Raw genomic sequence first — 25,844 nt, 5'->3', positions numbered from 1 at the left:
ATCAATCCCACTTAACAGAACCAAACAGACACGAACCCCCTGGTGGCGGCGAACGCCCCCTTCCTAATGCGGGCAATAAAAACGCCGGTTCTTTTGACAAGCCTCGGCGGAACGGTGTTCAGTCCCCCGTGAGCCAGAGAGAAACACCGGATTTTAGGATACCAGCCGGAAAAGACAGGAACCCAAAAACTTTGGGCCAGAAACCCAGCAGTAAAGTGACCCGCTCTCTTAAAGTGGATGGAAACCGGCCAAAACTGGGGACGGCGCTGCAAAAAAGAAAGACACCCTTTCAGCGCAGCAAGACCGTCCAGCGGCAGCTGTCCCCGGCGCAGCAGGCTAAGGCCCTGGCCCGCCGGAGGGCACAGAAAGAAATGGTCAAGAAGGCCGGTCAGCGGACAAAACAGGCTGCGGTCAAGGCTGGAAAACTCACCATGCGGTTTGCCCAGGCAGTCGGGCGGGTGGCCCTGGCTGCGGTTAAGGGTGTTCTGGCTGCTGGCGGAGGTGTGATCCTGCTGATCGTGCTCCTCTGCCTGATCCTTGTGGCCGCTATTGCAGCGTCCCCCTTCGGCATTTTCTTTGCGGGGGGTGGCAGTCAGGACGGTGTACCCGTATCGGTTGCCGTGGCCCAGGTCAACTATGCCTACAATGAAACCCTGGAGGAATTGCAGACAGCGGAGAGCTATGACGATGTTGTGATTGAGGGAACCGGAGCGGACTGGGTTGATGTACTCGCTGTCTTTGCGGTAAAGGTTGCCGGCAGCAATGACACAGACGCCACAGACGTAGTTACGCTGGATGAAAACCGGATCGACCGGCTGGAGGCAGTCTTTTGGGATATGAATACCATTATCCATGAGGTAGACGAAATTGACCACCCGGAAAGCAGTGAAGGAGCCGATGACGGATACACAGAGCGAATCCTCCACATCACCATTACAGGCAAAACGGCAGAAGAAGCGGCTGCGGAATATAACTTTACGACTCAGCAACTTGAGATGCTTCAGGAATTGCTGGAGGAACGTGAAATGTTGGCGGACTTGATTGGAAGTCTGATGAACATAACCGCCGATGCCAAGGATGTCCTTTTGAATTTGCCAGAGGATCTGTCCCCAGAGCGTGAGGCGGTCATCCGTGCGGCCTGTTCCCTTGTGGGGAAGGTCAACTACTTCTGGGGCGGTAAAAGCCTTGTCTTGGGCTGGGACAGCCGCTGGGGGCGGCTCACAGAGGTCACGGCGGCAGGGAACAGCACCACGGGCACCTACCGGCCCTATGGCCTGGACTGTTCCGGGTTCGTGGACTGGGTGTTTTACAACGCCACAGGCGGTGAGTACATCATCGGTCATGGCGGTGGCGCTATGGCGCAGCACGGCTACTGTACCAGTATCTCTTGGGCGGAGGCGCAGATCGGTGATCTGGTTTTTTACCCGGAGGATACCCATGTTGGAATCGTCTGCGGCTGGGACGAGAGCGGCAATATTCTGATCGTCCACTGTGCCTTCAGCGCCAACAATGTGGTCATCACTGGACAGGAGGGATTTACTACCATCGGCAGACCAGTCTTTTATGGAGGTGCGTAATGGAACTTGTGGCGCTACTGGCAAAGCAGAAAAACTGCGCCAACATATCTGATTTGAGATTCCTTCCCAAATCTGATCGGCATTTTCCTCAGCTGAACGACGTTGATATTACCGCCTACTCAGATTGGGAGTGGAAAGAAGCGGCTTGGTATATCCTTCACCGAAGGTGCAGGAATGGAGAACAGGCGAGAAAACTTCTGATTGGATAATGAAGCGGGGTGCTATGGCATTGAACCATAGCACCCCGCATTTTTCGTTTCGGACATTACGTTTTTGGGACTGCCGGAAAACTAATTACAGTTAAAGTAGAGAACGATGCAGCTATCTACATATCACCCTCGTTTTGCTAATTTTACGTTTCATCTTGAATATATTCCATCACATCCTCGACTCCACAATCAAGGATTTTGCAAAATACTTCAATGGTATGAGTGCTTACACTTTCATTCCTTTTTAGCCTTGTAATCTGTGCAGGGCTTATGCCATATTTCTTTATCAGCGCATATTGCGTGATTCCTCGTTTCTTCATAGTCACCCACAATTTTTCATAAGAAATCACGATGCACAAGCCCCCTTTTATTTGAATATTAACCGAACATGGTATATAATCATATTAACCAAAATCGGTTATTCATATGAAAGGGAGGCTTTCTGGTGAATGAAAAAACTTGTTGTGTGACTGGACACAGAGAAATTTCCGCAGATCGCATTACTTATGTGGAGAAAGAACTTAGGTGTGAAATTTTATCAGCGATTGAGGATGGCTATACTCGGTTTATATCCGGCTTTGCTGAAGGAATTGACCTAATGTTTGCCTCTATCGTGGCTGAAGAAAAAGCACAGCATCCGGAGTTGTTTTTGGAAGCGGCTATTCCTCATGCCGGGAGGTTGAAAACCCAAAATCAGCAGTTCCACGAGCTGCTGCAGGCCTGCAATGGCGTCAAGGTAGAATGCGAAAAGTATGTTCCATCCTGTTTCATGCAACGAAATCGCTATATGGTACACCAGTCACAGCGGGTAATTGCTGTCTATGATGGGCGTGATCACGGCGGGACTCTATTTACCATGCGCTGTGCACATACGCTTGGCAAAGAAGTTCATCTTATAAAGATATGAGCTAAATTAAAACTGTGGACAACATTTCGGTTGGCCACAGTTTTTCTTAATCATAATTCTATCTTAACTTCTAAACAATTCTATTTGAAATGAAGGAGCCTGTTGCCGATTTCAAATAGCAACAGGCTCTCCAACTATCGTTATTCTTCCTGAATCTTGAGGCCAAGACGCTCAGCAATTTCTTCCGGTTTCAAACCAGCCTTTTGCGCCTGCTTCATCAAATCCTGGATCTTCTGTTTTTTGGTTTTTCTCGGCTTCCGAGGCGGCTTGGGGGAGAGAATATCTGCCTTTTGCTTGTTCAAGCCTTCAATCCGGGCCTGGACTTTTGCAATTCGGTCATCAAATACTGCAATAGATTCTTGCTTCTTAGCCTCAAGCGCCTGGATCTGATTGCCGAGTTCCTCAATTTTGTTATCAATCTCGGCAATTCGTTCTTCTGTGGTACGCCGAACTCTTTTGTTTTCGGTATCAGGCATTATAATCACCTACCTCGATATAAGAATACCATACGTATCAGTCACTTTCAATAATGATCTATTAACTACTTTATGCTGCTTGACACTCTGTCGGGAGTATGGTACACTTTAGAAGAAACTCTACCGGCTATATGGTACACAATGGAGGGGATTTAATGGGCAGGCAAAATTACATGACTATCACAGTGGCCGACACCGTTCAAGAGATGTTTAATGACTTTGTGTCGGAAAAAGGAATGACAAAAACCGCCGCACTCAATGATGTTTTAGAAATGTATATGCTCGCTAAAGACGAGGAGCTATACCTGAGATTAAAGAAAAAATATCTTCATGTGGAGGAAGTGAAAGCTATGATTGCTGATCGAGACAGTATCCAGATGGATGGTTCAGATTATATTTTTATGAAATTAGGGCTTTCTACGTCTAGTGGAGTTACTTTAGATGGTGAAGAAACGATGGCGTTATATATTTCAGATGAAGCTAAGCGTGGATATACTTGGTTCTCCACGCAATCACTGTTCTTCGGAATGAGTGACACTAGAGTGAAGTGGTATAACGATAGGATTAAATCCGGGAAAAGCGTCAAGATTCTCTTTGCTATCAACAATGAACACTATGATAACGACATCGCATTTTCAGCAAATGTTGAAGAAATTTTTTCCGCAAAAACTCCTGTGTCTTGCCCAGATAACACCAATTACCCTGCTGAATTTCATGGTGAACTTGCAAGAATTTGGCTAAAACTCTCACATATTTGTCATGAAACCCAAATCACTGCTGAAATGCTCAAAATAACAAGCACAGGGCGCAGCTTAAAACAGACGATCTCAGATTCTCAATATCATTTTGGATATGTTTCATTAAAAGATTAAATGCGTGACCACTAGGCAGGCCCAACGGAGAGCGATTTCCGTTAGGCCTGTCATCATACTCAATACAGTCTTGAATTCACGTCTAACCGCTCTATTGCTTTTATGATATAATAAAAAATCACACAAACAGATTTTAACTTAGAAAATATATAAGAGCTGGCTAATAGACCGTCAGGAGGAACTCAGCATGGCAGAATCAAAGGAACTTATTCATTATCAAAACAAGCTTTGTCAAGCATATGACCAACTTGATTTTTCCAAGGAACCTAATTTTCAAGAATGCCGAAATGTTATAATATCTGCCTCCCCTGTATTTCATGACGAATTGCAGAGTAAATACTGCGACTTGCTTTTAGATAGCTTGACAATGGGGTATCTCAGATATTCAGAGCTAATGAAATGCGATGTTATGAAAGATCCCTGCTTTATTGAATACCGAAATTCTGTTATAAGATTATCGGACGGTGACCCCATCAAGCAAATATATTTTGCAGTAATTGACTTACTTACCGGAAAATCTGGAGCAATTAACGAAAGGCTCGCACAGTATGTTCCTGCAAAGATAAAGCGTTATTTGGCTGAAGATGAAGAAATGTCATGCTCAGACTTTATTTATTGTCTGGTCTTACCGCTAAAAGAAGGCATTCCTGGAATGTGGAGTTATTTGCGAGAACTGCTCGATAGACCCGGCGTATGTATAGGTATTCCAGAAATGTGTGAGGCATTGGAAAGCGTTTATTACGGGACAAAAAATGAAGATATTGCAGATGCACTGTTGCGAGTGTTGCAAACCAACAGAGATATATATTTGGCGAAAGAACTATTGGGATACACCTATTATAATATGCAGATGTGGAACAACGCTCTATCGTATTTAGAACAATATGAGGATGTAAAAGATCGTGTAGGCATATTCTATACGGACAATATTTACTTTTGGATGGCTTGGTGCTATGGAAAAAAGCGCAACTATCAGTTAGAAGAAGCATATTACAGAAAAACATTAGAAGTTTTTCCAGAGGCAGAAAACGCCTTGAATAACCTGGGATATTGTTTGTTTAAGCAGAAGAAATACCATGATGCTGAAGATGTATTTCGCAAATGTTTATCGGAGAAAAGAGATACACGCTTTGCGGCAAACAATCTCGTTCGTACTTATTTGGCATTAGGTCAGCAAGATAAGGCAAAAGAATTTGTTGAGAAAAGTGGATATAAGGTGTCAAAACAACTCGTTGCTAGAATTGGACGTCCCCTGGCAACCAAAAAATGTGATGTGGATACAGATTCACAAGATAGTGCAGCAGACACTTCCACGATTAACATAGGAATAAAAAAGCATCAATTTACCAGTGAAAAACTTCTTGAAGATGAACTAATTCAGAGAATGGAACAGGGCATTCCGGTTTTTGGTCTTTCACTAAAGGTCTATCAAAAAAGGGGCGTGTACGGCAGACAATTTATTCTTCGTACTGGTAGACTTGATATTTTGGCAACAGATAATAACAACGACCTTTATGTGATTGAGCTAAAAAAAGACTCCGGTTACGATGATGCGTACACACAAACTAAAACATATATTGAATGGGTAGAAGCAGATATTGCGAAGTCCGGACAACACGTTTACGGCCTTATATGTTTGAATAGCCCTACTGCTGAACTTAAAAGAAAAGTCAAACAGGATTCCCAAATGCGTCTTTTTGAGTATAGCATTTCTTATACTGAAATTTGAAACTCAAAAGCCCCTATTTTCGTATAGTTCTTTACTGAATATCTCCGCCCAGATAAACGGGAGCTGCCCAATAAGCAGCTCCCGTTTATCTGTTTCATACATTGCCTTTTCCCCTAAAATCTGACATAATAAACAAAAAGGAGTGTGAGAGCAAAGGAGGGCAACCACCATGCTGCAAACACCATTTCATGCCTATTACAAGGCTCGGTTGTTGGAGCAGCTACCCGAGGAAGAACAGTTCCTCCCGGTCTTTGCTTCATCGGATATTGAAATCTATCCGTTTCAGATCGCAGCGGCCAGCTTTGCCCTGCGTTCCCCCTATCAGAAAGGTGCTGTCCTGTGCGATGAAGCCGGTATGGGCAAGAGCCACGAGGCCATGCTGGTCATCAATCAAAAGTGGCTGGAGGGATGCAGCCGGATTCTGCTGGTCATTCCCAATGCAGACCTGCTGTACCAATGGACGGAAATGCTGGATCGGTTCTATACCGTTCCCTATGTGGTTCTGACCAGCCGCAAAGAATGGCAGGCCTACAGTGCCCCCGACCATCCCAACGCCTTTATTCAGGATGCCATTGTCATTACGACCTATGACTTTGCCGCCGACAACGAGGAGGCCGCAAAGGTGGTCAACTGGGACTTGACGGTATTTGAAGAAGCCAACGCCCTGTCCCCGGTCTACCAAGAGGACAACAAACAGGCCAAGGCCCTTAAGCGGATCGCCGGAGACTCCTTCAAGCTGCTGCTGACCGGCACCCCCATCGAAAAGAACATTATGGACTTGTACGGCGTGATCTGGTTCATCGACGAAACGCTGCTGCCGGGAGAAAAAGAGTTTCTGGCCCGGTATCTGCGCCGACCGGAGAACTACCCGGAACTCAGCGAACAGGTCAGCCGCTATTGTTTCCGTACCCTCCGTTCCCAGGCCAAGCACTACGCCAAGGTGACGGAGCGTGTGCTGTTGACCGTGGAGTACACCCCCGGCAAGGCAGAGCGGCAGCTCTATGAGCTGCTGTACGCCTACATCAACCAGCCGGAAAAGAGAGCCTTTCCCGAAATGAACCAATATGACCTGGCTCTACGGCTGCTGGGCCTGCTGGGTTCCTCTACGGCGGCAATTTTGCAAACCATCAAAGGTATCGTCAAGCGGCTCCAGGGGTTGGAAAACGCAGCGGAGGAGCTGACCCAATGGCAAGAGATTCAGACCGTGGCAGAAAGCATCCCACAGGATGCAAAGGCCGGTGAGCTGCTGACCGTTCTCAAACAGGGCTTTTCTCTGATGAAGAAAACGGGAGCCGGACGGAAAGTCGTTATCTTCACCGAGAGCGTGGAAACCCAGAAGATGCTCCAGGATCTTCTTTCCGGGCAGTACTACACCTTGGCCTATAATGGTAGCGCCGATTACTCCGTGATCCGCCGGTTCAAAGAGGACGGCGAGGTGCTGATCTCCACCGATAACGGTGCCAAGGGCTTCAATCTGGAGGAGGCTGCTTTCATCATCCACTACGACTTGCCGTACAACACCTTAAAGCTGGAGCAGCGTATCGACCGCTGCCACCGGCTGGGTCAGGAGAACGATGTGCTGTCTGTGGCCTTCATCGACAAGAACAACTTTGCCGATGTTCGCAAGCTGGAGCTGGTCAACAAGCGGATGCTGGTGACAGACGGTGTCTTTGGCATTACCGATGACGTGCTGGGCGGTTTTACGGATGATGTAAAAGCGGCCTTTCCGGTCATTGCCCAGCGGTTGCGGCCCAGGGCGCAGATTGAGCAGGCATACCGCCAGACCCTGGACACCCACGAGCAAGATAACCGGCAGACCGTTTCCGCAGCGGAAGATATTCTGTTTACCACCTTCACCAAGGAGTTGGCCGACAAAGTGAAGATCAACCCCAAGTATGTGAATCGCCGTGGGCAGGAGCTGAACAACGACCTTTGGGAGATTGCCAAATGGTTCTTCAACCGTTACAATGAAAAGAACGACGATTGCCATTTTGTGATCGACGAAGCCAGCCGTACCATTACGGCCACGAAGTACCGGGAGCTGCCGGTGCTGTTCTACTACTGGACGGGGAGCAGAAACCGGCCCTATCGCAGCCAGAAGATGTACGGCATGGCAAAGGACTTCAAACCCAAGGCCGGACAGATTACCCTGTCCAGCATCATAGGCCGTGGGATTCTCCACGAGCTGGAGAGCGCCAATGAGGGAGTGCTGACTGTTCCAACAGCGCCGGAACCGTGCCAGATTGCCCTCTATACCGTGACTCTGGTATCAGGCTCCAGCCGCACGGAACACGCCGTACTATGTGGCCTAACGGAGAGCGGCAAAGCCCTGGACGATGCAGCTTGCCGCAGCATCCTGGAGCTGCCGGTGGAGAATTACACCGAGGATGAGCGGAGATCTCCCCACTGGTTAAAAGGGAGCAGCCGTCCCCACCCGCTGGATAATTTGGTGCCAAAGGAGGCGCTGCTGGAGGCGCAGTTGGAGCGTTTGTCTCCCGCCCAGGCCGAGGCAATGGAACGGATGAAGCAGCAGGTGTCCGCTGATAAGGCGGCATTGAGCCGTGAGCTGAACACCCTAGACAGCCAGGTTCAGCAGGCCCAAGCGGAGCTGGAGGCCGTCACCGGCGACCGGCTGAAACGGCTGTCTGCGCAGAAAAGAGTAACCCAGCTTCGGCAGGAATACATGAAGCGGCAGGAGAGCCAGTTCTTTGACGCTATGCGCCTGGATGTAGAGCTGGAAGAAAAAATAAAGTCCTTTGCCGACAAGGAAAAGCTGACGGCAAAGGTGCAGAGGGAATTTATGGTTAAAGTTGAGGTGTGATAAATGAATTTTGATATAGGAAAAGTTTTAGATACATCTGCTAGAGCCTCCTTTGCAATCTGTTTTGCCAGTATATTCTTGCTTTTCTTTCCTGCAACCTTTCTGCCATTTGATATTATCGCATTTAGAGAAAAATATGGGATATGGTTTTTTATTATTTTTGCAATATCTGCTTCGCTACTCATTTCTTATATTATGAAATACATTATTGGTTTTACCAAACGGAAATGGAATAAAATCAACACATGGAGAACATATAAATACATTCTGAAGAATCTTTCAGATGTAGAAAAAGTCTATTTAAAACAGTTTTATGACAAGGGACAAACAGCGATTCTCTTTTCAATGATGGACCCGGTGGCACAAAAACTCAAAACTTTTGGAATTATTTCTCAGCCGTCTGGAACAAGCATTGCGCCACGAGGGCTATCCCCAGGATTTATTCAACCGTGGGTATTTGAATTGCTCCATAAGCACCCGGACTATCTAAATGTGTCTAAAGCAACAACTCAGGAGGTACAAAAAGATGCCTGATATACTTGACGGACTTTCCATGAACATAGAACAAAGCAACCTGGACAAGCTGCGCTCGGTGTTCCCGGAGTGCGTCAGCGAGGGCAAGCTGGACATTGACAAGCTGCTTTCTCTGTGCGGCGAGTACATCGACAACGATTTTGAGAAGTACAAGTTTGAGTGGAAGGGCAAGGCGGACTGCCTGCGGCTGGCCCAGAAGCGTTCCACCGGAACCCTGCGCCCCTGCCAGGAGGAAAGCGTGGACTGGGACACCACCCAGAACCTCTACATCGAGGGCGACAACCTGGAGGTCTTGAAGCTGCTGCAAACGGCCTACTACCGCAAGGTGAAGATGTTCTATATTGACCCGCCGTACAACACCGGCAACGATTTTGTCTATGCCGATGATTTTGCCGATCCCATGGCCCGGTACAAGGAAGTGACCCAGCAGACCACCAAGAGCAACCCGGAAACCATGGGCCGCTTTCACACCAACTGGCTCAACATGATGTATCCCCGTCTGCGTCTGGCGGCAAACCTGCTGCGGGATGATGGTGTGATTTTTATCTCGATTGATGATAACGAGGTCACAAACCTGCGAAAAGTTTGTGATGAAGTGTTTGGCGAGGAAAATTTTATAGCACAGATTATATGGCAAAAACGTACATCACCAGATGCACGACGGGTTATTAGCCCGGGGCACGAATACATCCTTGTCTATACAAAAAACATTCAGAATAGTAACCAAGTTATAAAGCTGCTACCATTTTCTGAAAAGGACAAAGCAGCTTATAAAAATCCTGATAACGACCCCAGAGGGCCGTGGATTTCGACTGATTGCACAGCACAAGCTGGTCACGGAACGAAAAACCAATTTTATACTATGGTTACACCTGCTGGACGGGTTATCGAATTGCCTGACAGCCTGTGTTGGCGATATACACAGGATAAAATGAACGAAGAAATAGCTGCTGGGCGAATCTGGTTTGGTGCAGATGGAAAGGGTGTTCCAAGAAAGAAAACATATCTCTCGGAAAGAGCAGGACGCAATCTTTGGACATGGTGGCCTAACACAGAGGTTGGTCATACCCAATCTGCTGCGCAAGGCTTAACAAAATTATTTGGCGGAAAGATATTTGACTTTTCTAAACCAGTTGAACTAATACAGCGGTGTCTTGCGATTTCAACTTCAAATGATGACATTATTCTCGACTTCTTCTCTGGCTCCGCTACCACCGCCCATGCGGTGATGCAGCTCAATGCCGAGGACGGCGGCAACCGGCGCTTTATTCTGGTGCAGCTTCCCGAGCTGTGCGACGAAAAGAGCGAGGCGCATAAGGCCGGGTACAAGAATATCTGCGAGATCGGCAAGGAGCGAATCCGGCGGGCCGGAAAGAAAATCCTGGAGGAACACGCCCAAGTCACTATGGAGGAGGACAAGCAGCCCCTGGACGTGGGCTTCCGTGTCTTTAAGCTGGACACCTCCAATCTGAAAACCTGGGACGCTACCCCCATTGAGGACGAGCAGCTCGACCTGCTGTACCAGCGAATGAATACCATGATTCACCGGGTAAAGCCGGAGCGTACCGACCTGGATATGATCTATGAAATCATGCTGAAGCTGGGTGTACCGCTGACCTACTCCGTGACCCCGTTCTCCATCCACAACAAGACCGTCTATGGCGTGGGCGATGATTGCCTGCTGCTGGTCTGTCTGGCCGAAGATGTGCAGCCGGAGGACGTGGAGCAAATGACCGAATATGCTCCGGCTAAAATCATTATCTCCCGTGACAGCTTTGCCGACGATACCGCTATGGCAAATGCCTACTATATCCTGCGGGATCATGGAATTGAGCTGAAACTGGTGTGAGGAAGATATGAATAACACTCTAAAATGGTTTCATGTAATCACAAAAACCACTGTGCATTGCCTACTTGGAACAATCGAATACATTGGTATTCCATTCTTACTTGCTTATCTTTCTACATTCCTTTCCCCTATCTCCAGCGGTAATACTTTGTGGCTTTGGATTGAACGGATTGCTTTTTGCTTTACGATATACGAAGTAATTATTGTTGGTGTGCGAAAAATGCAGATTGACATACGCAAAGATGCACTATTAGCACTAAAAACCGCCTACGAACGAGCAGCCCTGTATTGTGAAACAGGAAATCAAGACATATATCGGAACTTGACTTCAAAAATAGATCAGGTGCTTGACAATGGAATACTAAATCAACTTGATGTTGTGCAGAGCTATAAAAATCTCAAGCTCTACATGGACAGTAAAAATATTGTTGGAATCAAATATGAGATTATCAATATTCAGCACTCCATTGAAGCAGATAATCTTTTATGGAACTATACCCTGTTCCTGCGGTTGTTTAAGAGGTGAACAGGCATGAAACTTAAATTCAAAAATCAAGCCTTCCAAACGGACGCAGTCAACGCCGTGGTGGACTTATTTACTGGCCAGGAGAAAACCAAAAGCACCTTCTCCGTGGTGGATGATCGGCAGACTTCCCTTCTCCCTGAACTGGGCCAGGGCAACGCCCTCTACATCGACCAGGAAACACTGACCGCCAATATGCACGCTGTCCAGAAGCGGAATGGTTTACCACTCACTGACTTGGAACCCGCCGCCGAAGGCGCATTGGGTGCAGCGTCACGCTGCCAGTTCTGTATCGAGATGGAAACCGGCACCGGCAAGACCTATGTTTACACCAAGACCATCTTTGAGCTGAACCGCAAGTACGGGTTTACCAAGTTCGTCATTGTGGTGCCGTCGGTGGCCATCCGGGAGGGCGTCTACAAGTCCTTTCAAGTCACTCAGGAGCATTTCGGCCTGCAATATGACAATGTGCCGTGCCGGTACTTCATCTACAACTCTGCCAAATTGTCCGATGTGCGGCAGTTTGCCACCAGCTCCAACATCGAAGTGATGATTATTAACATCGACGCTTTCAAGAAGGCGGAGAACATTATCAACCAGGCCCAAGATCGTTTGGGTGGCGAGACGGCCATGGGCTTTATTCAGAATACCCATCCTATCGTCATCATCGACGAACCCCAGAGTGTAGACAACACCCCCAAGGCCAAGGAAGCCATTGCCACGTTGAACCCCCTGTGTGTGTTGCGGTACTCCGCTACCCACCGAGAAAAAATCAATCTGCTTTACCGCCTGACTCCGGTGGATGCCTACCAGATGGGGCTGGTGAAGCAGATCGCCGTGTCCTCCAATCAGATTGCCGGTGGCTTCAACCAAGCCTATGTGCGGCTGCTTTCTGTCAGCAACGACAAGGGCTTTAAGGCCAGGGTAGAACTGGATGTGAAGGGCAAGACCGGAGCCGTGACCCGAAAGGCCATGACCGTCAAGCCGGGAGACGATTTGTTCCTGCTCTCCGGTCAACGGGAACTGTATGAAGGCTACACCGTCGCCGGAATCGACTGTACCCCCGACTTTGAGCATATCGAGTTCGGCAACACCCAAGAGGTCAAGCTGGGCAAGGCCATTGGCGATGTAGACGAGAACATCGTCAAGAAGGCGCAGATCCGGCGCACCATCGAAACCCACCTGGACAAAGAGCTGCGGTATCTGGACAAGGGTATCAAGGTACTGTCCCTGTTCTTCATCGACAAGGTGGACAAGTACCGCCACGAGGACGGCACCCCCGGCATCTATGCCACCATGTTTGAGGAGTGCTACCAGGAGCTGATGGCGAAACCCAAGTATGCCGTCCTTCAGGAGCGGTTTACCACAGACGTGAGTAAGATGCATAACGGCTACTTCTCCCAGGACAAGAAGGGCCGTCTGAAGGATACCAAAGGCGACACCCAAGCTGACGATGACACCTACAACACCATTATGCGGGACAAGGAGTGGCTTCTCAGCTTTGAGTGTCCGCTGCGGTTTATTTTCTCCCACTCGGCGCTGCGGGAAGGCTGGGACAACCCCAATGTGTTCCAGGTTTGCACTCTGATCGAGCAGAAGTCCACCTTTACCTGCCGTCAGAAGGTGGGCCGTGGCCTGCGCCTGTGCGTGAACCAGGACGGCGAGCGTATCGAGGATAAGAACATCAACGTCCTTCACGTTATGGCCAACGAGAGCTTTGCCGAATTTGCCTCCACCCTCCAAAAGGAGATCGAGGACGAAACCGGCGTCAAGTTTGGTGTGCTTCAGCTTAGTTTGTTTTCCGGCATGGTCTATGAGGCCCGTCGGGACGTAGAGAAGCAGGTAACGACTGAACAGGCCCAGGCGGTAGTAGCGGCCCTGAAAACCGCTGGTGTGATTGATGAGGCTGGTCAGGTGGCCGCTGCAATCAAGCCCAGGGAAATCGAGCTGCCCAAGGCGCTGGAGCCTGTCAAAGAAGTGGTACAGGAAATCGTAGAAAAGGCCCAGCCGGTGGCGGTGGAATCCCTGGCCGGAACCACCTACACGGAAACCGTGGTGGAGGAACACACTGTCACCCACGAGGAAGCAACCGAGCTGCTGCAACATTTTGAGCAAAAGGGGTATATCACCAGCACCGGCAAGGTCAAGGACACCATGAAGAACGCTCTGAAAAACGGAACCCTTGACCTGCCGAAAAAATATGAAGCTGCCAGAGAGCGGTTTGAGCAGATTATCGCCAATGCCGACCGGAAGCCCCCGGTGCGGGATGCTTCCCGTGATGTGGTGGTGCGGCTCAACAAACAAGTCATGCTCTCCCCGGAGTTCCTGGAGCTATGGAACAAGATCAAGCAGAAAACCGCTTATCGGGTGAGCATTGACACCGAGCAGCTTGTGGAGAACTGCGTCAAAGTTATCCGGGAAATGCCCCATATCCCCAAAACCCGACTGGTGTCCCAGACCGCCGACATCCATATTGAACAGGCTGGAATCAGTCACATAGAACGGGAAATGCGGACAATGGATATTGCCAACGACTATCAGGCCCTGCCGGACATTATTACCGCCATCAGCGATGAAACGCTGCTGACCCCGGCCACCATCAATCGGATTCTGGTGGGGAGTGGACGGTGCAAGGACTTTCTCAACAACCCGGAGGCATTTCTGGAGCAAGTCGTAGAGCTGATCCGCAGCCACCGCCACGCCCTGGCTATCGACGGTATCCGCTATGTGAAGCTGGACGGCCAGGAATATTATGTGCAGGAAATCTTCGACACCACTGAGTTGCTTGCTAACCTGGATCGGAACGCCGTAAAGGTGGAACACAGCGTCTATGACTATGTGGTTTACGACAGCTCCACGGTGGAGAAGCCGGTTGCCGTGGCCTTGGACAACGACCCGGATGTGAAGATGTTCTTCAAGATTCCCAGCCGATTCAAAATTGAAACCCCCATCGGCACGTACAACCCCGACTGGGCTGTGTATCTCAACAAGAATGGTGAGGAAAAGCTGTATTTTGTCCTGGAAACCAAGGGCGACACCAGCTTTATGCACCTGAAAACCAGTGAGCAGCTGAAAATTCACTGCGGCAAGGAGCATTTCAAAGCCTTGAACGCTGGGGTGGAGCTGGAGGCTGCCACTAGCTGGACAGAACTGCGTGAGCGGCTGTAAATAGAGTTAATGACACAATGAGCAAAGGGAAACCTGGACTGAATCCGGGTTTCCCTTTTTGTGTTTTATTCAGCTTTTTCTACAATTCCATAGTCAATCAAGATATTTTCATCCCCGTGTGCGGGATAGACAATACCCGTCATCTCGTAGTCGTAGCGTTTGACCTTGCGGAACGGCTTTAACAGTTCTGGAGCATAGGCAGCAGTCTGGCACCCCTCGTATTCCGGCATACCAGCCAGATCTTGAGACGCTGCTTCGACCAGAGCCTCCGTGACTTCATAGATGTCTGTACCAAATTCCACAGCCACCAGTTCGTGTTTTGTCACATCCTTCTCTATGCTTCCAGGGGATCGGTACAGAAGATATTTCATGTCGCTCAAACCTCCTCCTGTTGTTCTGCCTGCCATCATTTTAGCGTGGGAACGTAGGAAACGCAATATGAATTAAACCTAATTTCAGTAAAAGCACTGTTTTCTTTCCATTTGTCAGCAAATTTCGACCTTCCGACTGTGTTATCATTCTTTCGACTTCAACTATATGATATATTAAAAGTTTTATAGAAAGAGTGATCTCGGTGCGCAATTCTTTTTGAATCAAAACAACTGTATAACCCGTGGCATAGAAAAGAGGATTTTCTAGACCGTCCGCTGAAACGGAAAAGAAAATCCTCTTTTCTTTTGTTATTTGACATACCCGGCCCCGGGGAATCCGTTTGTGTTAGGCATATCGAATTTTGTCGTAAAAACGATGAGATTCGATATGCCTTTTTTTATTTGCAGTTTGATTGGTTTACAGCGCACTGGCATCCCTCCATAGCAGCGTACCCGTAGCAACTTCTTTGAATACTTCAAAAACAATTCAAAGGAGTTGCCAACATGAAATTTATTGATTTGAGAAAAGAATACCCCCATCTGGATTCTACATACTCGGAATATCCTGTTTCCTACAAGATTGACGCCATGTTTGAGCAGTGCCGTCTTGCTGACCAGGCCCTGGAGAAGCGGAGAAGCCGAAACGGGGATGTGGTATCTCTGGACAGTGAACCGGGAGTGGAGGCTCACATTTTAGAACAAGTACCTGGGCCGGAAGAAGAAACGATGCGGCATATCCAGAACGAAGAACTTTACAAAGCTATGCGGTCTATCCCCAGAAAACAGGCAGACCGGATCTATGCCTATTACTTTATGGACATGACCTTGGAAGAAATCGCCGCTGCGGACGGCACCTCCGTACAAGCGATTTATTACAGCATCCAGGCTGGCAAAAAGAATCTAAAAAAAATTTTAGAAAAACTTTTCAAAGAGACTTAAAAAATCGCCTCCAGATGTCCTTGTTAATAGAGGGGTTTTCACTTCTCGGTGAACCTTGATAATGGAATATCGGCAGCATGAGCAGGTACGTCACTGTGCCAATGCAATTTTTCGTTTACCGCCATGACCATCGGTCACACCGATGTGAGCGATTTGTAAGCGATACGCCTGGGTGCTTATGGCTCATTCAGGAGGAGAGCAGCACAGACATAATGGTACTTCCGAACGGTGGCCTCCCACGTAAGCGGGGGAACCCTACGGCGCACGGTACGACCGACGCTGTGGAGTTATGAATCGTCCTCGCCACGGACAACCTGCCATGTTCCCATTTCGCCAGGGGCTCGATAAATATGGCGATGAATATGACCGGCATATTCAAAGTCAGATACCACGCACTGGCAGCACACGCTGCCAGTGCGTTCATGTGGCTTTGAATCCGAACATCATAGTATCCGTTCAAAAGGCATAACTTACCGAGAAGGAGGTTTGAGCATGAATGAGATTGACCGTGAGATCGGGCTTGTTCTTTTGAAGCGACTGTGGCAGCGGAACTTTATCTCAGAGGATCTTTATCATTCTGCCAGTCATTCTCGGTTTTTTGACAGAAAGCATTTCACCCATTATGCTGAAGATAAGCCTTTACAAGTACAAGAGCAGAAGGGGGATCAACGGCATGATGACCATTAGAAAGCTGCGGGAACAGTTACGGATGGGCAGGTCTATCTACGACCTTTCCCTGCGGGTTACATATTATGCCCGTGTATCTACGGAGAAAGTGGAGCAGCAGGGAAGTTTGGAAAACCAAGTTCAATACTACACGGAATTCATTCAGAAAAATCCCAACTGGACATTCGTACAGGGGTATGTGGACGAAGGTATCTCAGGAACCAGCACCTATAAGCGGGAGAGTTTTCTGCGGATGATTGACGACGCCCACCGGGGCTTGTTTGATTTCATTATTACCAAAGAGATCTCCCGATTTTCCAGAAGTACGTTGGACAGCATTCAGTACACTCAGGAACTGCTGGACGCCAATGTGGGGGTTCTCTTTCAAAATGACAACATCAATACCCTGGATACGGATAGCGAGTTTCGCTTGGTGGTGATGGCAGGGGTGGCCCAGGATGAGGTGCGGAAGCTGTCCGAGCGTTTGAAATTCGGGTTCCGACAGTCCATCAAGAACGGTCATGTTCTGGGCAATAACCGTCTGTGGGGGTACGATAAGAAGGACTGCAAGCTGACCATTATCCCGGAGCAGGCTGAGGCAGTGCGGCTCATTTTTGAACTCTACGCCACTGGGAAGTATGGAATCCGAAAGATCTCTCAGGAGTTGACCCGGCGAGGACACACCAGCCTGCTGGGTAATGAGTTCAATCAGCTGACCATCCGGCATATTCTGACCAACCCTAAGTACAAGGGGTGGTACTGCGGCAACAAAACCCAATCGCTGGATTATCGCACCAAAAAGAAAGCATTTTTGGACGAAAGCGAATGGGTTATGTACCCAGATCCCAACATCCCAGCAATTGTTTCAGAAGAATTATGGGATCAGGCAAATGCCATCTTCAAGCAGCGGAGCAGGGAGGTTCGGACAAAATCTACCAGCTACCATAACCGCTATCCATACAGCGGGAAAATCATTTGCGGCAGACACGGTACCAGCTTCCATCGCCAGTCCTTTAAGACCCAGAAAGGAGAGACGGAGTTCTGGCGCTGCAAGACCTACCGCCAGAAAGGAAAGGATGGGTGCGACCTACCGGGTATCCGTACCCATGAAGTGGATCAGGTCTTGGCCGACCTCTTTGAGAAGGTGGTTACAGAGAAAAAACAGATCATCCGGTTGGTGCTGGACAGCATTGGGGAAACCTCATGCGGGGTGGACTACTCCGCTCAGATTGGACGGATCGAGGTGCAGATCAGCCAGATCGAGGAGAAGAAGGATAAGCTGCTGGAGCTGAGTATGGCGGATGCCATTACCCTCCAGGAGTTTAAGGAGCGCAACGGACGATTCAACCGCCAGATCTCCGCCCTGGAGGAACAGCGGATGTCTCTGTGTCAGCAGGAGCAAATGCAAAAAAGTACGGAGGTTGACCCAAAACTCCTGGAAAAGGCCCTTTGGGAAGAACTGGACTTTACGAATGGAATCCAATCCGAAGTCGTGGCGACGATCCTGGATCACATTGTGGTGTTGGAGCAAAGCGATGATAAGCAAATCTATTTAGAAATCTATCTCCGGCTGGGGCAGCAGGCTTCAGCCCATTTTCAGAGGGGCGGATTAGTCTCTTGCAATAGTCCTTTAAAAAATACTACGCGCAATATGGAGAACAGGATGATCTGATTTCTATTGGCACCATTGGACTGATCAAAGGAATCTCTACGTTTCGGGCGGATAAAAATGTCCGATTGGCAACCTATGCCAGTCGATGTATTGAGAATGAGATTCTGATGCATTTTCGTTCTCAGCGAAAATTACAGGGGGAGGTGTCCCTGGCGGATACATTGGAATCGGCGGGTGAGGGCGGATCGCTTTCCTTAATGGATGTAATCGCGGTGGACGATACCATGTTGGAGGATCTGGATACAAAGGATGCCTGCCAACGGGTGAGACGATGTGTGGAGACCTGCCTGACACCGCGGGAACGCACCATTATCATACGTCGATATGGTCTGGACGACCGGCAGCCTCAGACCCAAAAGGAAATCGCATCCCAATGCGGAATCAGCCGTTCCTATGTATCGCGACGCCGCTAATGTAAACAAAGCCCGGAAAGCCTTGTGGGACAAGACTTTCTGGGCTTTGTGCGTGGCTAGTGTAGCACCGCGGTTATTGTAAACGGTAAGAATTCTAGTAAGATAAGCGGCTGTTCATCGAAAGAAGGTTACTTTTCTTTTATGTATTCCTCGACCTTATCTAAGCGTGACTCGACACTTTTCCAAAGTATGGGTAGCAAGACACACTCAGCAATTGTTGCAATGCCAATGATCCCTGTAACAATGTTAAGAAGTCTGCTATCGTTATATACAAAATATAGTGTAATAGCAATTGTGATAGATAAAATGATTGGTATTGCAATAAGTACTACTTTAAAAACAACAAGAAGGGATTCGGCTTTTTTTAGAAAAGAACGTCTTTCAGATGCAGTTTCCTCCAATTTAGATATATGATTTTCCAATGCGGATAGTCTGGATTTTATTTCATGATTGTCCTGACCGCATTGATATGGATTTGGACAAGGAGGAGTAGACGATTGTGTATTTGGTGTCTGACTATAGCTTGATGTAGAGGGAGTTGACACATCGGTTAAAGGTGTCGTTACACTTGGAATAGAGACTGTATTACTGTTTTCTCTTTCTTCTGAGGATGACATTATCTCGCCTCCCCAAAAGATTTGTCATTTAATATGGTATAGCTATGTTTTAAGATATTAGTTATTTGCTTCAAGCTAAGAGGTTTTGGAGCGTCTTCGGTTACGGTGTTAATGTCTCGAATATAAATTACTCCAGATTCTTTCTTTCCGTTTGTATTAGCCACAGCATTAGAAACATTTAACACATTGTTTGTATTGATTCCTTTTACACTGATGATTTTATTCATGCGAAAAGATAGTTCATTTTCCCCCTTAATATTCCCGCCAAAGTAATGTTCGGAAATATAATCGCACGGTGTGCCTATGGGCTGAAACACAGTATAGACAATACCGACTCGTATTATCTCATGACCTTGTATAGTAGTTTTTATATAATTCAAAATATCTTCTGAATAGCGGTTTTCAATAATTTGAAGCTGATTATTTTCTTGCATGGGATACAAAGTTAAATCACTTCTATTTCTGGAAATATTCAACGAATGAGGAACCGTAGTAGATTTACGCTGTACCACAGGAATTTCAGCAGGAGCATCAAGTGGAAGATCCATACAAATCGGCATAGCATCAAATATATTTCCCAATTTTTGGTTGATCTGTTCTGCTAAATAATCTGGCCTGCTTACTAAATCTTTAAAAAACAGAGCAATTTGAATAGAAATAACTTTCATGATAATGACCTCCATCTTCAATGCAATAGAATAATACATTAACTTTGATTATACAGCAAAATATATATCCAATGTCCGCCCTTATGGTATCTTCTTAATTTACCTCCCTCAACAAAACTCGATAGTATGCGGTTTGCCGTAGCTGTAGACACCCCGCACAATTCCCGCACATCGGCGTTCATGATATAGTCGTGGGTTTTAAGATACTCCTCAATTTTCTTCCAGCGAAGGGTTGCCTTATCCATCCTTCCATCGCTCATTTCATCACTCGTACCAATCGCATCCATGAGTGATGCTTTGATGGCTGAGAGCATGAACTCAATAAATACCGTGGACTCTCCGGCATCATTAGAGGCGTTGATGGCATCATAATACTCCTGCTGACGGTCGTGGATGATGGATTCCACCGGGAGCCAGGCAAAGGCCGGATTCCATTTAGAAAGCAGCAGTGTATGCCACAGGCGTCCTACACGTCCATTTCCATCGGCAAAGGGATGGATTAGTTCCAGCTCATAGTGGAACACACAACTGCGAATGAGCATGTGAACCTCACTGGTCTTTACCCAGTCCAGCAACTCCATAACCAGATCAGGAACATATTGTGGAAGCGTACCGAAATGCAGGACATGTCCTTCGCTGTCCACCACGCCCACAGGTCGAGTGCGAAACACGCCGGATTCCTCGACCAAGCCCCGGGTCATAATGCCATGGGCAGTCAGCAGATCGTCCACCGAATAGGGGTCAAGTTCATCAAGCCGCTCATAAATCTCATATGCATTTTTGACTTCGGCAATATCCTTAGGTGGAGCCAGGACGTGCTTGCCGTTCAAAACAGCAGTTACCTGTTCCAAAGAAAGGGTATTCTGCTCAATTGCTAACGACCCGTGTATGGTTCGAATACGGTTGGCACGGCGGAGCGTAGGGCTCGTGGATAGGGGAGAGACTGCCGTCAGACGGCCCACCAGTTCGGCGATCTCCGCCACATAGTCAATGATCTGGTTTGTGATTTCAAACGGAGGCTTTTTGTGTTTCATGCAAATACCCCACAACTGTAAATGATTGGTTTTATTATACCATACATCACTCATTTCATCAATCAAAAGGAAAAAGAACTGCCCGGAAAGCAGCAAGACTTTCCGGGCAGTTCACTTATTCTTAGAAAAAGTTTGGTTCATTCGAACCCATGAATATGGTTCCTGAAACTGATTTCGAATCCGCTCGACCATGACCACCCGGATAAGGAGAAAAGAAAAAGCTGATATAGTACTTCCTGTAACAACATAAAGCGGGAGGTGCTTTTGTGATTGCGGGACATTTGACAAAGAAAAATGGGTATTGGTATATGATCCTTCAACTTCGGGACGAAGCGGGGCGGCCAAAACAGAAGTGGCTGGCAACTCATCTGAAGGTCGAAGGGAACAAGCGGAGAGCGGAAGAACTACTGTTTGCCGCACGGCGGGAATATACGGATCTGACAGACATGCAGAAACGAAATAGCGGCATTTTCTTCAGTGATTATCTCATGGCCTGGGTGAAAACCAGTCAGGGAAAAGTGGCGGTTGGTACCTATGAAGAATATCAAAAGTGCATTCGCAACCGGATCGCACCCTATTTTGAGAAACGGCACATTCTGCTCTCCTCCATCAAAGTCTCTGATATTCTGGATTACTACCATTCCCTGTACGCCAAAGGCCTTACAGGGAATACCGTTTTACATTATCATGTGCTGCTGCGCAAGGCGCTGGAAGAGGCAAAACTGCGGCGGCTGATTGCGGACAACCCAACGGATCACATTCCACGTCCGCAGAAAGAGCCCGCTATTTCTGATTGTTATTCTCCGGAGGAGTGCCGGAAATTACTGGGTGTCCTCCGGGACGATCCTATGGAGTTGCCCATTACCATTGCTGTTTTGTATGGCCTGCGGCGCAGCGAAGTGTTGGGCTTGCGGTGGGGCGCCGTTGATTTTGAGCGGGGAAGCATTACGATCTCACATTCGGTTACGGTGGCCTCCATCGATGGCCATCGGCAGCGCATTGCCCGGGATAAGGTAAAGCGGAAATCCAGTTTCCGCACCCTGCCGCTGATGCCGCAGGTGGAAGCTCTGCTCCGGGAAACTGTCATTCAGCGCTACGGCACTAAAGAACCGCCAGCGGAAGACTATGTCTGTCTATGTGAGAATGGGTGTCCACTCATGCCGGATGATCTCTCCCTGGGGTTTCAGCGGATCCTTGCGAAAAACCAATTACGAAGGATACGGTTTCATGATTTACGCCACAGTTGTGCAAATCTGCTAATCTCTGCCCGTGTGCCCCTGATCGAGGTGCAGCAGTGGCTGGGGCACAGCACCATTTCCACGACAGCGGATTTATATGCTCATCTGGAGTATGCGAATAAGGAGCGAAACGCCGATACGATTTCAAAAATGATGTTGGAATAGAAGGAGGACAGTATGTCATTTGATCTCTTGACTCTCTTTGAGGAGACGGAAATGGCGTTGGCAAGATTGGAGGAAGGGGATGAAAGCGCCGCGGAAGAATTTGCAAAGTACATCTTTGCGCTGCGCCCCTCGTATATGTCCGGGACAAGCTATCTGCTTTATCAGGAAGATGCCGCTGCTCGCTATGCCCAGTGGATTCTGAACATAAATTGCCAACTGGGTCTTGTCCCTTGCATTGAGGCCCTGCACCAATTTGCTAGTGGGTTTTGGCCATCTAACACGCCTGCCATAACAGAGACACAGGTTAAGCAGGTGTTTCAAATGGTAAATCAGGTGTTTCCCTATACGAAGAAGGTGTCACCTGAACAGCCCATTGAAATCCTGCTTTTTGACGCCCAGCATGAGGCTCTAAATGGGGAGACAACCGCATTCTTTGAACCAAGCGGGATGCGGGGATGTATCTGTATGTACCGGATGCAGGAGGAAACCCTTTCACCCGTTGCTGTTTTTCTGCATGAGTTAGGCCATCTACTCCATATCAGAGGAACCGGAGCCATGGATCAAGTTCCTCCGTCCTTCGTGACATACCTGCGCCGTCTTGGGGCCCAGATTGATGCCCTTTCGATTCCGCAGCTGCAAGATGTTTTTGCAGACACTTTCATGCTGGCAGTGATGAGTCAGCACCCGGAACTGGAAGCGCCCATTCCGGGATTGCCGGATCAGGTGCTCAGAGCCAGTTACCAGTACATACAGGCATTTTTTGATGAAATGGCGTAGTTCGACAGACTGTTTGATGAAGCAACTATAAAATGGGCAGAGGAAAGGAACGTTGCCTATGAATACTTTTGTGTCAATTTTCTGCCATGTGCCGAATGATATGCCGGAGGAGGACACGCTTCAGGAACTGTGGAGACAGCATGACCAACTAGCGCAGGAAGCAGCCCGGATGGGCCGAGCCGTTGAGCACTGCTTTTTCCATGTGGGAAAATTTGACCTGGAAAAACCGGACAAGGTGTTCTTTCGTTTGATGCAGTGCGCTCAGGCAAAGGAACTGGGCCTCTTGCTGATCGAAAATGTGGAGCGGTTTCCGCTGTCCCCACAGGCCAAAATTCCGCAAATGAAAGTATACTTCGTGCAGGAACATCAGCAGGAGACATTTGGCACTCTGGAAATACAGGTGGAGATAGACGAGGATCTTCCACAACATGGCTATGTATATTTTGGCCTTTAATTAGTGGAGCAAGATAAAGCAGGTATAGCTCTCCCTATGTGTAAACGAAAATTGCAGTTAAGCAGATTTGTCCTTAAACATTGAGAAACAATAAGATTTTGGCCCGTACCGTCTCGGTACGGGCTTTTATTTTGCCTTCAATCGCAAGTTGACGGATACCGGCGCATAAAATCCACCAAGGAGGTGTGTTTCATGAAGGAAAAGGTCCTTCCTGTTTCCTGCGTATATTCCCAGTGCGGTCAGCCAGTGGCGGAACTCATCCGTGAGTCCTTTCAATTCTTTCTGAAAAAAGAACTGGTTGCCCTGGATATTCGCCCGCCGATGTAGTATGTTTGTGGCGATGAATGGCCGCTTATCTCAGGAGGTATAGCATGTACTTAGAGATAAGCAATCCCATGGATTACCATGCGGCTTTATACATCAGACTATCAAAGGAGGATGAAAGCGAGGGACCATCCCAGAGCGTTCAGAACCAGGAATCCCTGCTGCGAGAGTTTGTGCAGCAGCACCGGCTGAGCGTCTATGACACCTATGTAGACGACGGCTGGAGTGGCACCAACTTCGACCGCCCGGATTTTCAGAGGATGATCGCCGACATTGAGGCCAAAAAGGTCAACATGGTGATCACCAAAGACCTCTCCCGTCTGGGCCGCGACTACATCATGACTGGTCACTACATGGAGCGGTACTTCCCGGAGCACCGGGTTCGGTACATCTCCCTGCTGGACGGCATCGATACCGGCGTAGACTCCACTGCCAACGACATTACCCCTTTTCGGGCCATCATGAACGACATGTACGCCAAGGACATCTCCAAGAAGATCAAAAGCGTCAAGCGGGATAAACAGCGGAAGGGACAGTTCATCGGCGGCAAGCCGGTGTACGGCTACAAGATGCACCCAACGGAGAAAAACAAGATCGTCATTGATGAGGAAGTGGCGCCCATCGTGCGGCGGATCTTCGCCCTGGCTCTCTCCGGCATGAGCTGCCGGAATATCGCAGCCCTCCTAAACCAAGAGGGAGTGCCCACCCCGGCTACCTACGCAAACCTCCCGGTGGCAAGACCCGGTCCCTATACCGGCCTGTGGAGCAGCGAGCGGATCTCCGATATGCTACAAAACGAGACCTACATCGGCAACATGGTCCAGGGGCGCAGTGTGAAGATCAGTTACAAGTCTAAGAAATGTCTGCGCCAGAACCCGGCCAACTGGGTGGTGGTGGAGGGCACCCACGAGCCCCTGGTGGATGAGGAAACCTTTCGAAAGGTGCGGATGCTGGTGAGCAGCCGAAAGCACACCCGGAGCCGAACCTACGACTTCCTGCTGAAAGGACTGATCTTCTGCCATGAGTGCGGATACCCGCTGGCGGTGCTCAATCGGAAAAACGCCAGGGGAGAGGATGTGCTGTACTTCGTCTGCCGTACCTATCAGCGGTTCACCAAAGCGGGCGTGTGCACCTGTCACTCCATCAAGGAGAAGACGGTGACTGACGCGGTGATCTCCAAGGTGCGGGAGGTCTGCCAGGCTTACCTGAACCCTGACGAATTATTTCCTATGGCTCGGGAAGCCGTGGAGAACGCCAGAAAGCAGAGCGGCCTGGAGATGGAACTCCAGGCACTCCAATCCAAGATCGACAGCCTTACCGCCAACCTGGACCGGATGTATACGGATCGGCTCAGCGGACTGCTGCCGGAGGCGGACTTCCAGCGGATCTTTAGCCGGATCAAACTGGAGCGGGAGCAGTTGGAGGAAAAGCGGCAGGCCCTGGAGTTTCAGAAAAAAAGCCCCGTCCGCAGCGAGGACAGGGCCAGGGAACTGGTACAGAGGTTCATCGAAACTGCGGGGGAGAGTCGGGAACTGCTGGTCAGCCTCATCGAGCGGGTGGAGCTGACCGAGGACAAGGAAGTCATTATCAAATTCCGCTTCGCCCAGCTGGACGAAACGGCGGAAAGCCAGACACCGCAAGGGGGCGCGCCGTCCGAGACGGCGTAAATTTCGGGAACGTTTCACTTACAATAGCCGGGGCGCTATGTATCACGAATCGAAAAGCGGGCTCTGGGGAAGCTGGAGGAAGCCATGCAAGGCTGGCGGCCATGAACAAAGAAGGCGGACGTCCAACGGCGTCCGTCTTTTTCCGCGGTCGGGAAAGGGAAAAGTCTAGGATTG

25 protein-coding genes are annotated in these 25,844 nt (G+C 48.7%); 19 read left to right on the top strand and 6 right to left on the bottom strand.

The genetic code is table 11. The features are described 5' to 3' along the window. The first annotated feature begins 191 nt into the window (after positions 1-191). A complete protein-coding gene (locus tag B5E43_RS02685) occupies positions 192-1,577 on the top strand; it encodes an NlpC/P60 family protein (RefSeq protein WP_242964678.1) in 1,386 nt (461 codons plus the stop codon). Next, complete coding sequence (locus tag B5E43_RS02680; protein ID WP_087393372.1) at positions 1,577-1,786, top strand: hypothetical protein; 210 nt, start codon at positions 1,577-1,579, stop codon at positions 1,784-1,786. Before B5E43_RS02685 ends, B5E43_RS02680 begins: the two co-directional genes overlap by 1 nt. A gap of 143 nt (positions 1,787-1,929) precedes the next feature. Here B5E43_RS02680 and B5E43_RS02675 read toward each other — a convergent pair whose 3' ends face one another. After that, positions 1,930-2,112, bottom strand: a complete 183-nt coding sequence (locus B5E43_RS02675) for a helix-turn-helix transcriptional regulator (protein ID WP_275532983.1) — start codon at positions 2,110-2,112, stop codon at positions 1,930-1,932. Between the two features lie 119 nt (positions 2,113-2,231). Here B5E43_RS02675 and B5E43_RS02670 point away from each other — a divergent pair, with 119 nt between their 5' ends. Continuing rightward, a complete protein-coding gene (locus B5E43_RS02670) occupies positions 2,232-2,693 on the top strand; it encodes an SLOG family protein (RefSeq protein WP_087393368.1) in 462 nt (153 codons plus the stop codon). A 140-nt stretch (positions 2,694-2,833) separates the two neighbouring features. Here B5E43_RS02670 and B5E43_RS02665 read toward each other — a convergent pair whose 3' ends face one another. Next, positions 2,834-3,169, bottom strand: coding sequence for a hypothetical protein (locus B5E43_RS02665; protein WP_087393366.1), 336 nt, complete (start codon positions 3,167-3,169; stop codon positions 2,834-2,836). Between the two features lie 185 nt (positions 3,170-3,354). Here B5E43_RS02665 and B5E43_RS02660 point away from each other — a divergent pair, with 185 nt between their 5' ends. The 7 genes from B5E43_RS02660 to B5E43_RS02630 all read left to right on the top strand — a co-directional run bounded on the left by B5E43_RS02660 (position 3,355) and on the right by B5E43_RS02630 (position 14,665). Next, positions 3,355-4,041: a hypothetical protein gene (locus B5E43_RS02660; RefSeq protein ID WP_242964677.1), complete on the top strand. Its 687-nt coding sequence runs from the start codon at positions 3,355-3,357 to the stop codon at positions 4,039-4,041. Between the two features lie 187 nt (positions 4,042-4,228). Further along, complete coding sequence (locus tag B5E43_RS02655; protein WP_087393364.1) at positions 4,229-5,770, top strand: endonuclease NucS domain-containing protein; 1,542 nt, start codon at positions 4,229-4,231, stop codon at positions 5,768-5,770. 169 nt (positions 5,771-5,939) lie between these two features. Beyond that, positions 5,940-8,591, top strand: coding sequence for a DEAD/DEAH box helicase (locus tag B5E43_RS02650; protein WP_242964676.1), 2,652 nt, complete (start codon positions 5,940-5,942; stop codon positions 8,589-8,591). Positions 8,592-8,594: 3 nt separating this feature from the next. Continuing rightward, positions 8,595-9,125 carry a super-infection exclusion protein B gene (locus B5E43_RS02645; RefSeq protein WP_087393361.1) on the top strand — a complete coding sequence of 177 codons (531 nt, stop codon included), beginning with the start codon at positions 8,595-8,597 and terminating at the stop codon, positions 9,123-9,125. After that, positions 9,118-10,974: a site-specific DNA-methyltransferase gene (locus B5E43_RS02640; protein WP_087393359.1), complete on the top strand. Its 1,857-nt coding sequence runs from the start codon at positions 9,118-9,120 to the stop codon at positions 10,972-10,974. The genes B5E43_RS02645 and B5E43_RS02640 overlap by 8 nt, the downstream gene beginning before the upstream one ends. 7 nt (positions 10,975-10,981) lie before the next feature. Then, a complete protein-coding gene (locus tag B5E43_RS02635; RefSeq protein ID WP_087393357.1) occupies positions 10,982-11,500 on the top strand; it encodes a hypothetical protein in 519 nt (172 codons plus the stop codon). Positions 11,501-11,506: 6 nt separating this feature from the next. Continuing rightward, positions 11,507-14,665, top strand: a complete 3,159-nt coding sequence (locus B5E43_RS02630) for a DEAD/DEAH box helicase family protein (RefSeq protein WP_087393355.1) — start codon at positions 11,507-11,509, stop codon at positions 14,663-14,665. Positions 14,666-14,730: 65 nt separating this feature from the next. Here the strand turns inward: B5E43_RS02630 and B5E43_RS02625 are convergent, their stop codons facing one another. Next, positions 14,731-15,036: a carboxylate--amine ligase gene (locus B5E43_RS02625; protein ID WP_087393353.1), complete on the bottom strand. Its 306-nt coding sequence runs from the start codon at positions 15,034-15,036 to the stop codon at positions 14,731-14,733. Between the two features lie 504 nt (positions 15,037-15,540). Between B5E43_RS02625 and B5E43_RS02620 the strand changes: the two genes are divergently transcribed. From B5E43_RS02620 to B5E43_RS02605, 4 genes are all read left to right on the top strand, one after another. Continuing rightward, on the top strand, positions 15,541-15,975 hold the full coding sequence (locus B5E43_RS02620; protein ID WP_087393351.1) for a sigma-70 family RNA polymerase sigma factor: 435 nt from the start codon (positions 15,541-15,543) through the stop codon (positions 15,973-15,975). Positions 15,976-16,467: 492 nt separating this feature from the next. Next, positions 16,468-16,662 (top strand): hypothetical protein, encoded by a 195-nt coding sequence (locus tag B5E43_RS02615; protein ID WP_087266543.1) that lies wholly within the window; start codon positions 16,468-16,470, stop codon positions 16,660-16,662. Further along, on the top strand, positions 16,649-18,313 hold the full coding sequence (locus tag B5E43_RS02610) for a recombinase family protein (protein ID WP_242964675.1): 1,665 nt from the start codon (positions 16,649-16,651) through the stop codon (positions 18,311-18,313). The genes B5E43_RS02615 and B5E43_RS02610 overlap by 14 nt, the downstream gene beginning before the upstream one ends. Continuing rightward, positions 18,310-18,726 (top strand): sigma-70 family RNA polymerase sigma factor, encoded by a 417-nt coding sequence (locus B5E43_RS02605; protein WP_343214262.1) that lies wholly within the window; start codon positions 18,310-18,312, stop codon positions 18,724-18,726. Before B5E43_RS02610 ends, B5E43_RS02605 begins: the two co-directional genes overlap by 4 nt. Positions 18,727-18,854: 128 nt before the next feature. Here B5E43_RS02605 and B5E43_RS14830 read toward each other — a convergent pair whose 3' ends face one another. From B5E43_RS14830 to B5E43_RS02595, 3 genes are read right to left on the bottom strand one after another with little or no spacing between them, the layout of a single operon-like run. Further along, on the bottom strand, positions 18,855-19,343 hold the full coding sequence (locus tag B5E43_RS14830) for a DUF2207 domain-containing protein (protein ID WP_143382928.1): 489 nt from the start codon (positions 19,341-19,343) through the stop codon (positions 18,855-18,857). After that, positions 19,343-20,011 (bottom strand): hypothetical protein, encoded by a 669-nt coding sequence (locus B5E43_RS02600; protein ID WP_087393347.1) that lies wholly within the window; start codon positions 20,009-20,011, stop codon positions 19,343-19,345. Before B5E43_RS02600 ends, B5E43_RS14830 begins: the two co-directional genes overlap by 1 nt. Positions 20,012-20,049: 38 nt before the next feature. Further along, a complete protein-coding gene (locus B5E43_RS02595; RefSeq protein ID WP_242964674.1) occupies positions 20,050-21,141 on the bottom strand; it encodes a Fic family protein in 1,092 nt (363 codons plus the stop codon). Positions 21,142-21,353: 212 nt separating this feature from the next. On the opposite strand from B5E43_RS02595, the gene B5E43_RS02590 reads away from it, so the two are divergent. The 5 genes from B5E43_RS02590 (at position 21,354) to B5E43_RS02575 (ending at position 25,670) form a co-directional block, all read left to right on the top strand. Further along, a complete protein-coding gene (locus B5E43_RS02590; protein ID WP_143382927.1) occupies positions 21,354-22,448 on the top strand; it encodes a site-specific integrase in 1,095 nt (364 codons plus the stop codon). A gap of 12 nt (positions 22,449-22,460) precedes the next feature. Beyond that, entirely contained in the window at positions 22,461-23,225 is a 765-nt protein-coding gene (locus B5E43_RS02585) for a hypothetical protein (protein ID WP_087393341.1), read from the top strand. A gap of 58 nt (positions 23,226-23,283) precedes the next feature. Then, on the top strand, positions 23,284-23,679 hold the full coding sequence (locus B5E43_RS02580) for a hypothetical protein (protein WP_143382926.1): 396 nt from the start codon (positions 23,284-23,286) through the stop codon (positions 23,677-23,679). A 192-nt stretch (positions 23,680-23,871) separates the two neighbouring features. Further along, positions 23,872-24,006: a hypothetical protein gene (locus tag B5E43_RS15605; RefSeq protein ID WP_275532980.1), complete on the top strand. Its 135-nt coding sequence runs from the start codon at positions 23,872-23,874 to the stop codon at positions 24,004-24,006. A gap of 44 nt (positions 24,007-24,050) precedes the next feature. Beyond that, positions 24,051-25,670, top strand: a complete 1,620-nt coding sequence (locus tag B5E43_RS02575; RefSeq protein WP_087393337.1) for a recombinase family protein — start codon at positions 24,051-24,053, stop codon at positions 25,668-25,670. The last annotated feature ends 174 nt before the right edge of the window (positions 25,671-25,844 follow it).

Origin of the sequence: Flavonifractor sp. An100 (assembly GCF_002161175.1) — a bacterium.
Lineage (GTDB): Bacteria > Bacillota > Clostridia > Oscillospirales > Oscillospiraceae > Lawsonibacter.
This window is presented reverse-complemented; position numbering and strand designations above follow the sequence as displayed.

Bases quoted from the DNA above. Each gene is read 5' to 3' on its own strand.
- B5E43_RS02665 (WP_087393366.1), bottom strand. From the start codon at position 3,169: ATGCCTGATACCGAAAACAAAAGAGTTCGGCGTACCACAGAAGAACGA.
- B5E43_RS02575 (WP_087393337.1), top strand. From the start codon at position 24,051: ATGTACTTAGAGATAAGCAATCCCATGGATTACCATGCGGCTTTATAC.
- B5E43_RS02580 (WP_143382926.1), top strand. From the start codon at position 23,284: ATGAATACTTTTGTGTCAATTTTCTGCCATGTGCCGAATGATATGCCG.
- B5E43_RS02630 (WP_087393355.1), top strand. From the start codon at position 11,507: ATGAAACTTAAATTCAAAAATCAAGCCTTCCAAACGGACGCAGTCAAC.
- B5E43_RS02645 (WP_087393361.1), top strand. From the start codon at position 8,595: ATGAATTTTGATATAGGAAAAGTTTTAGATACATCTGCTAGAGCCTCC.
- B5E43_RS15605 (WP_275532980.1), top strand. From the start codon at position 23,872: ATGAAGGAAAAGGTCCTTCCTGTTTCCTGCGTATATTCCCAGTGCGGT.
- B5E43_RS02635 (WP_087393357.1), top strand. From the start codon at position 10,982: ATGAATAACACTCTAAAATGGTTTCATGTAATCACAAAAACCACTGTG.
- B5E43_RS02615 (WP_087266543.1), top strand. From the start codon at position 16,468: ATGAATGAGATTGACCGTGAGATCGGGCTTGTTCTTTTGAAGCGACTG.
- B5E43_RS02625 (WP_087393353.1), bottom strand. From the start codon at position 15,036: ATGAAATATCTTCTGTACCGATCCCCTGGAAGCATAGAGAAGGATGTG.
- B5E43_RS02590 (WP_143382927.1), top strand. From the start codon at position 21,354: ATGATCCTTCAACTTCGGGACGAAGCGGGGCGGCCAAAACAGAAGTGG.
- B5E43_RS14830 (WP_143382928.1), bottom strand. From the start codon at position 19,343: ATGTCATCCTCAGAAGAAAGAGAAAACAGTAATACAGTCTCTATTCCA.
- B5E43_RS02585 (WP_087393341.1), top strand. From the start codon at position 22,461: ATGTCATTTGATCTCTTGACTCTCTTTGAGGAGACGGAAATGGCGTTG.
- B5E43_RS02640 (WP_087393359.1), top strand. From the start codon at position 9,118: ATGCCTGATATACTTGACGGACTTTCCATGAACATAGAACAAAGCAAC.
- B5E43_RS02650 (WP_242964676.1), top strand. From the start codon at position 5,940: ATGCTGCAAACACCATTTCATGCCTATTACAAGGCTCGGTTGTTGGAG.
- B5E43_RS02620 (WP_087393351.1), top strand. From the start codon at position 15,541: ATGAAATTTATTGATTTGAGAAAAGAATACCCCCATCTGGATTCTACA.
- B5E43_RS02655 (WP_087393364.1), top strand. From the start codon at position 4,229: ATGGCAGAATCAAAGGAACTTATTCATTATCAAAACAAGCTTTGTCAA.
- B5E43_RS02600 (WP_087393347.1), bottom strand. From the start codon at position 20,011: ATGAAAGTTATTTCTATTCAAATTGCTCTGTTTTTTAAAGATTTAGTA.
- B5E43_RS02680 (WP_087393372.1), top strand. From the start codon at position 1,577: ATGGAACTTGTGGCGCTACTGGCAAAGCAGAAAAACTGCGCCAACATA.
- B5E43_RS02610 (WP_242964675.1), top strand. From the start codon at position 16,649: ATGATGACCATTAGAAAGCTGCGGGAACAGTTACGGATGGGCAGGTCT.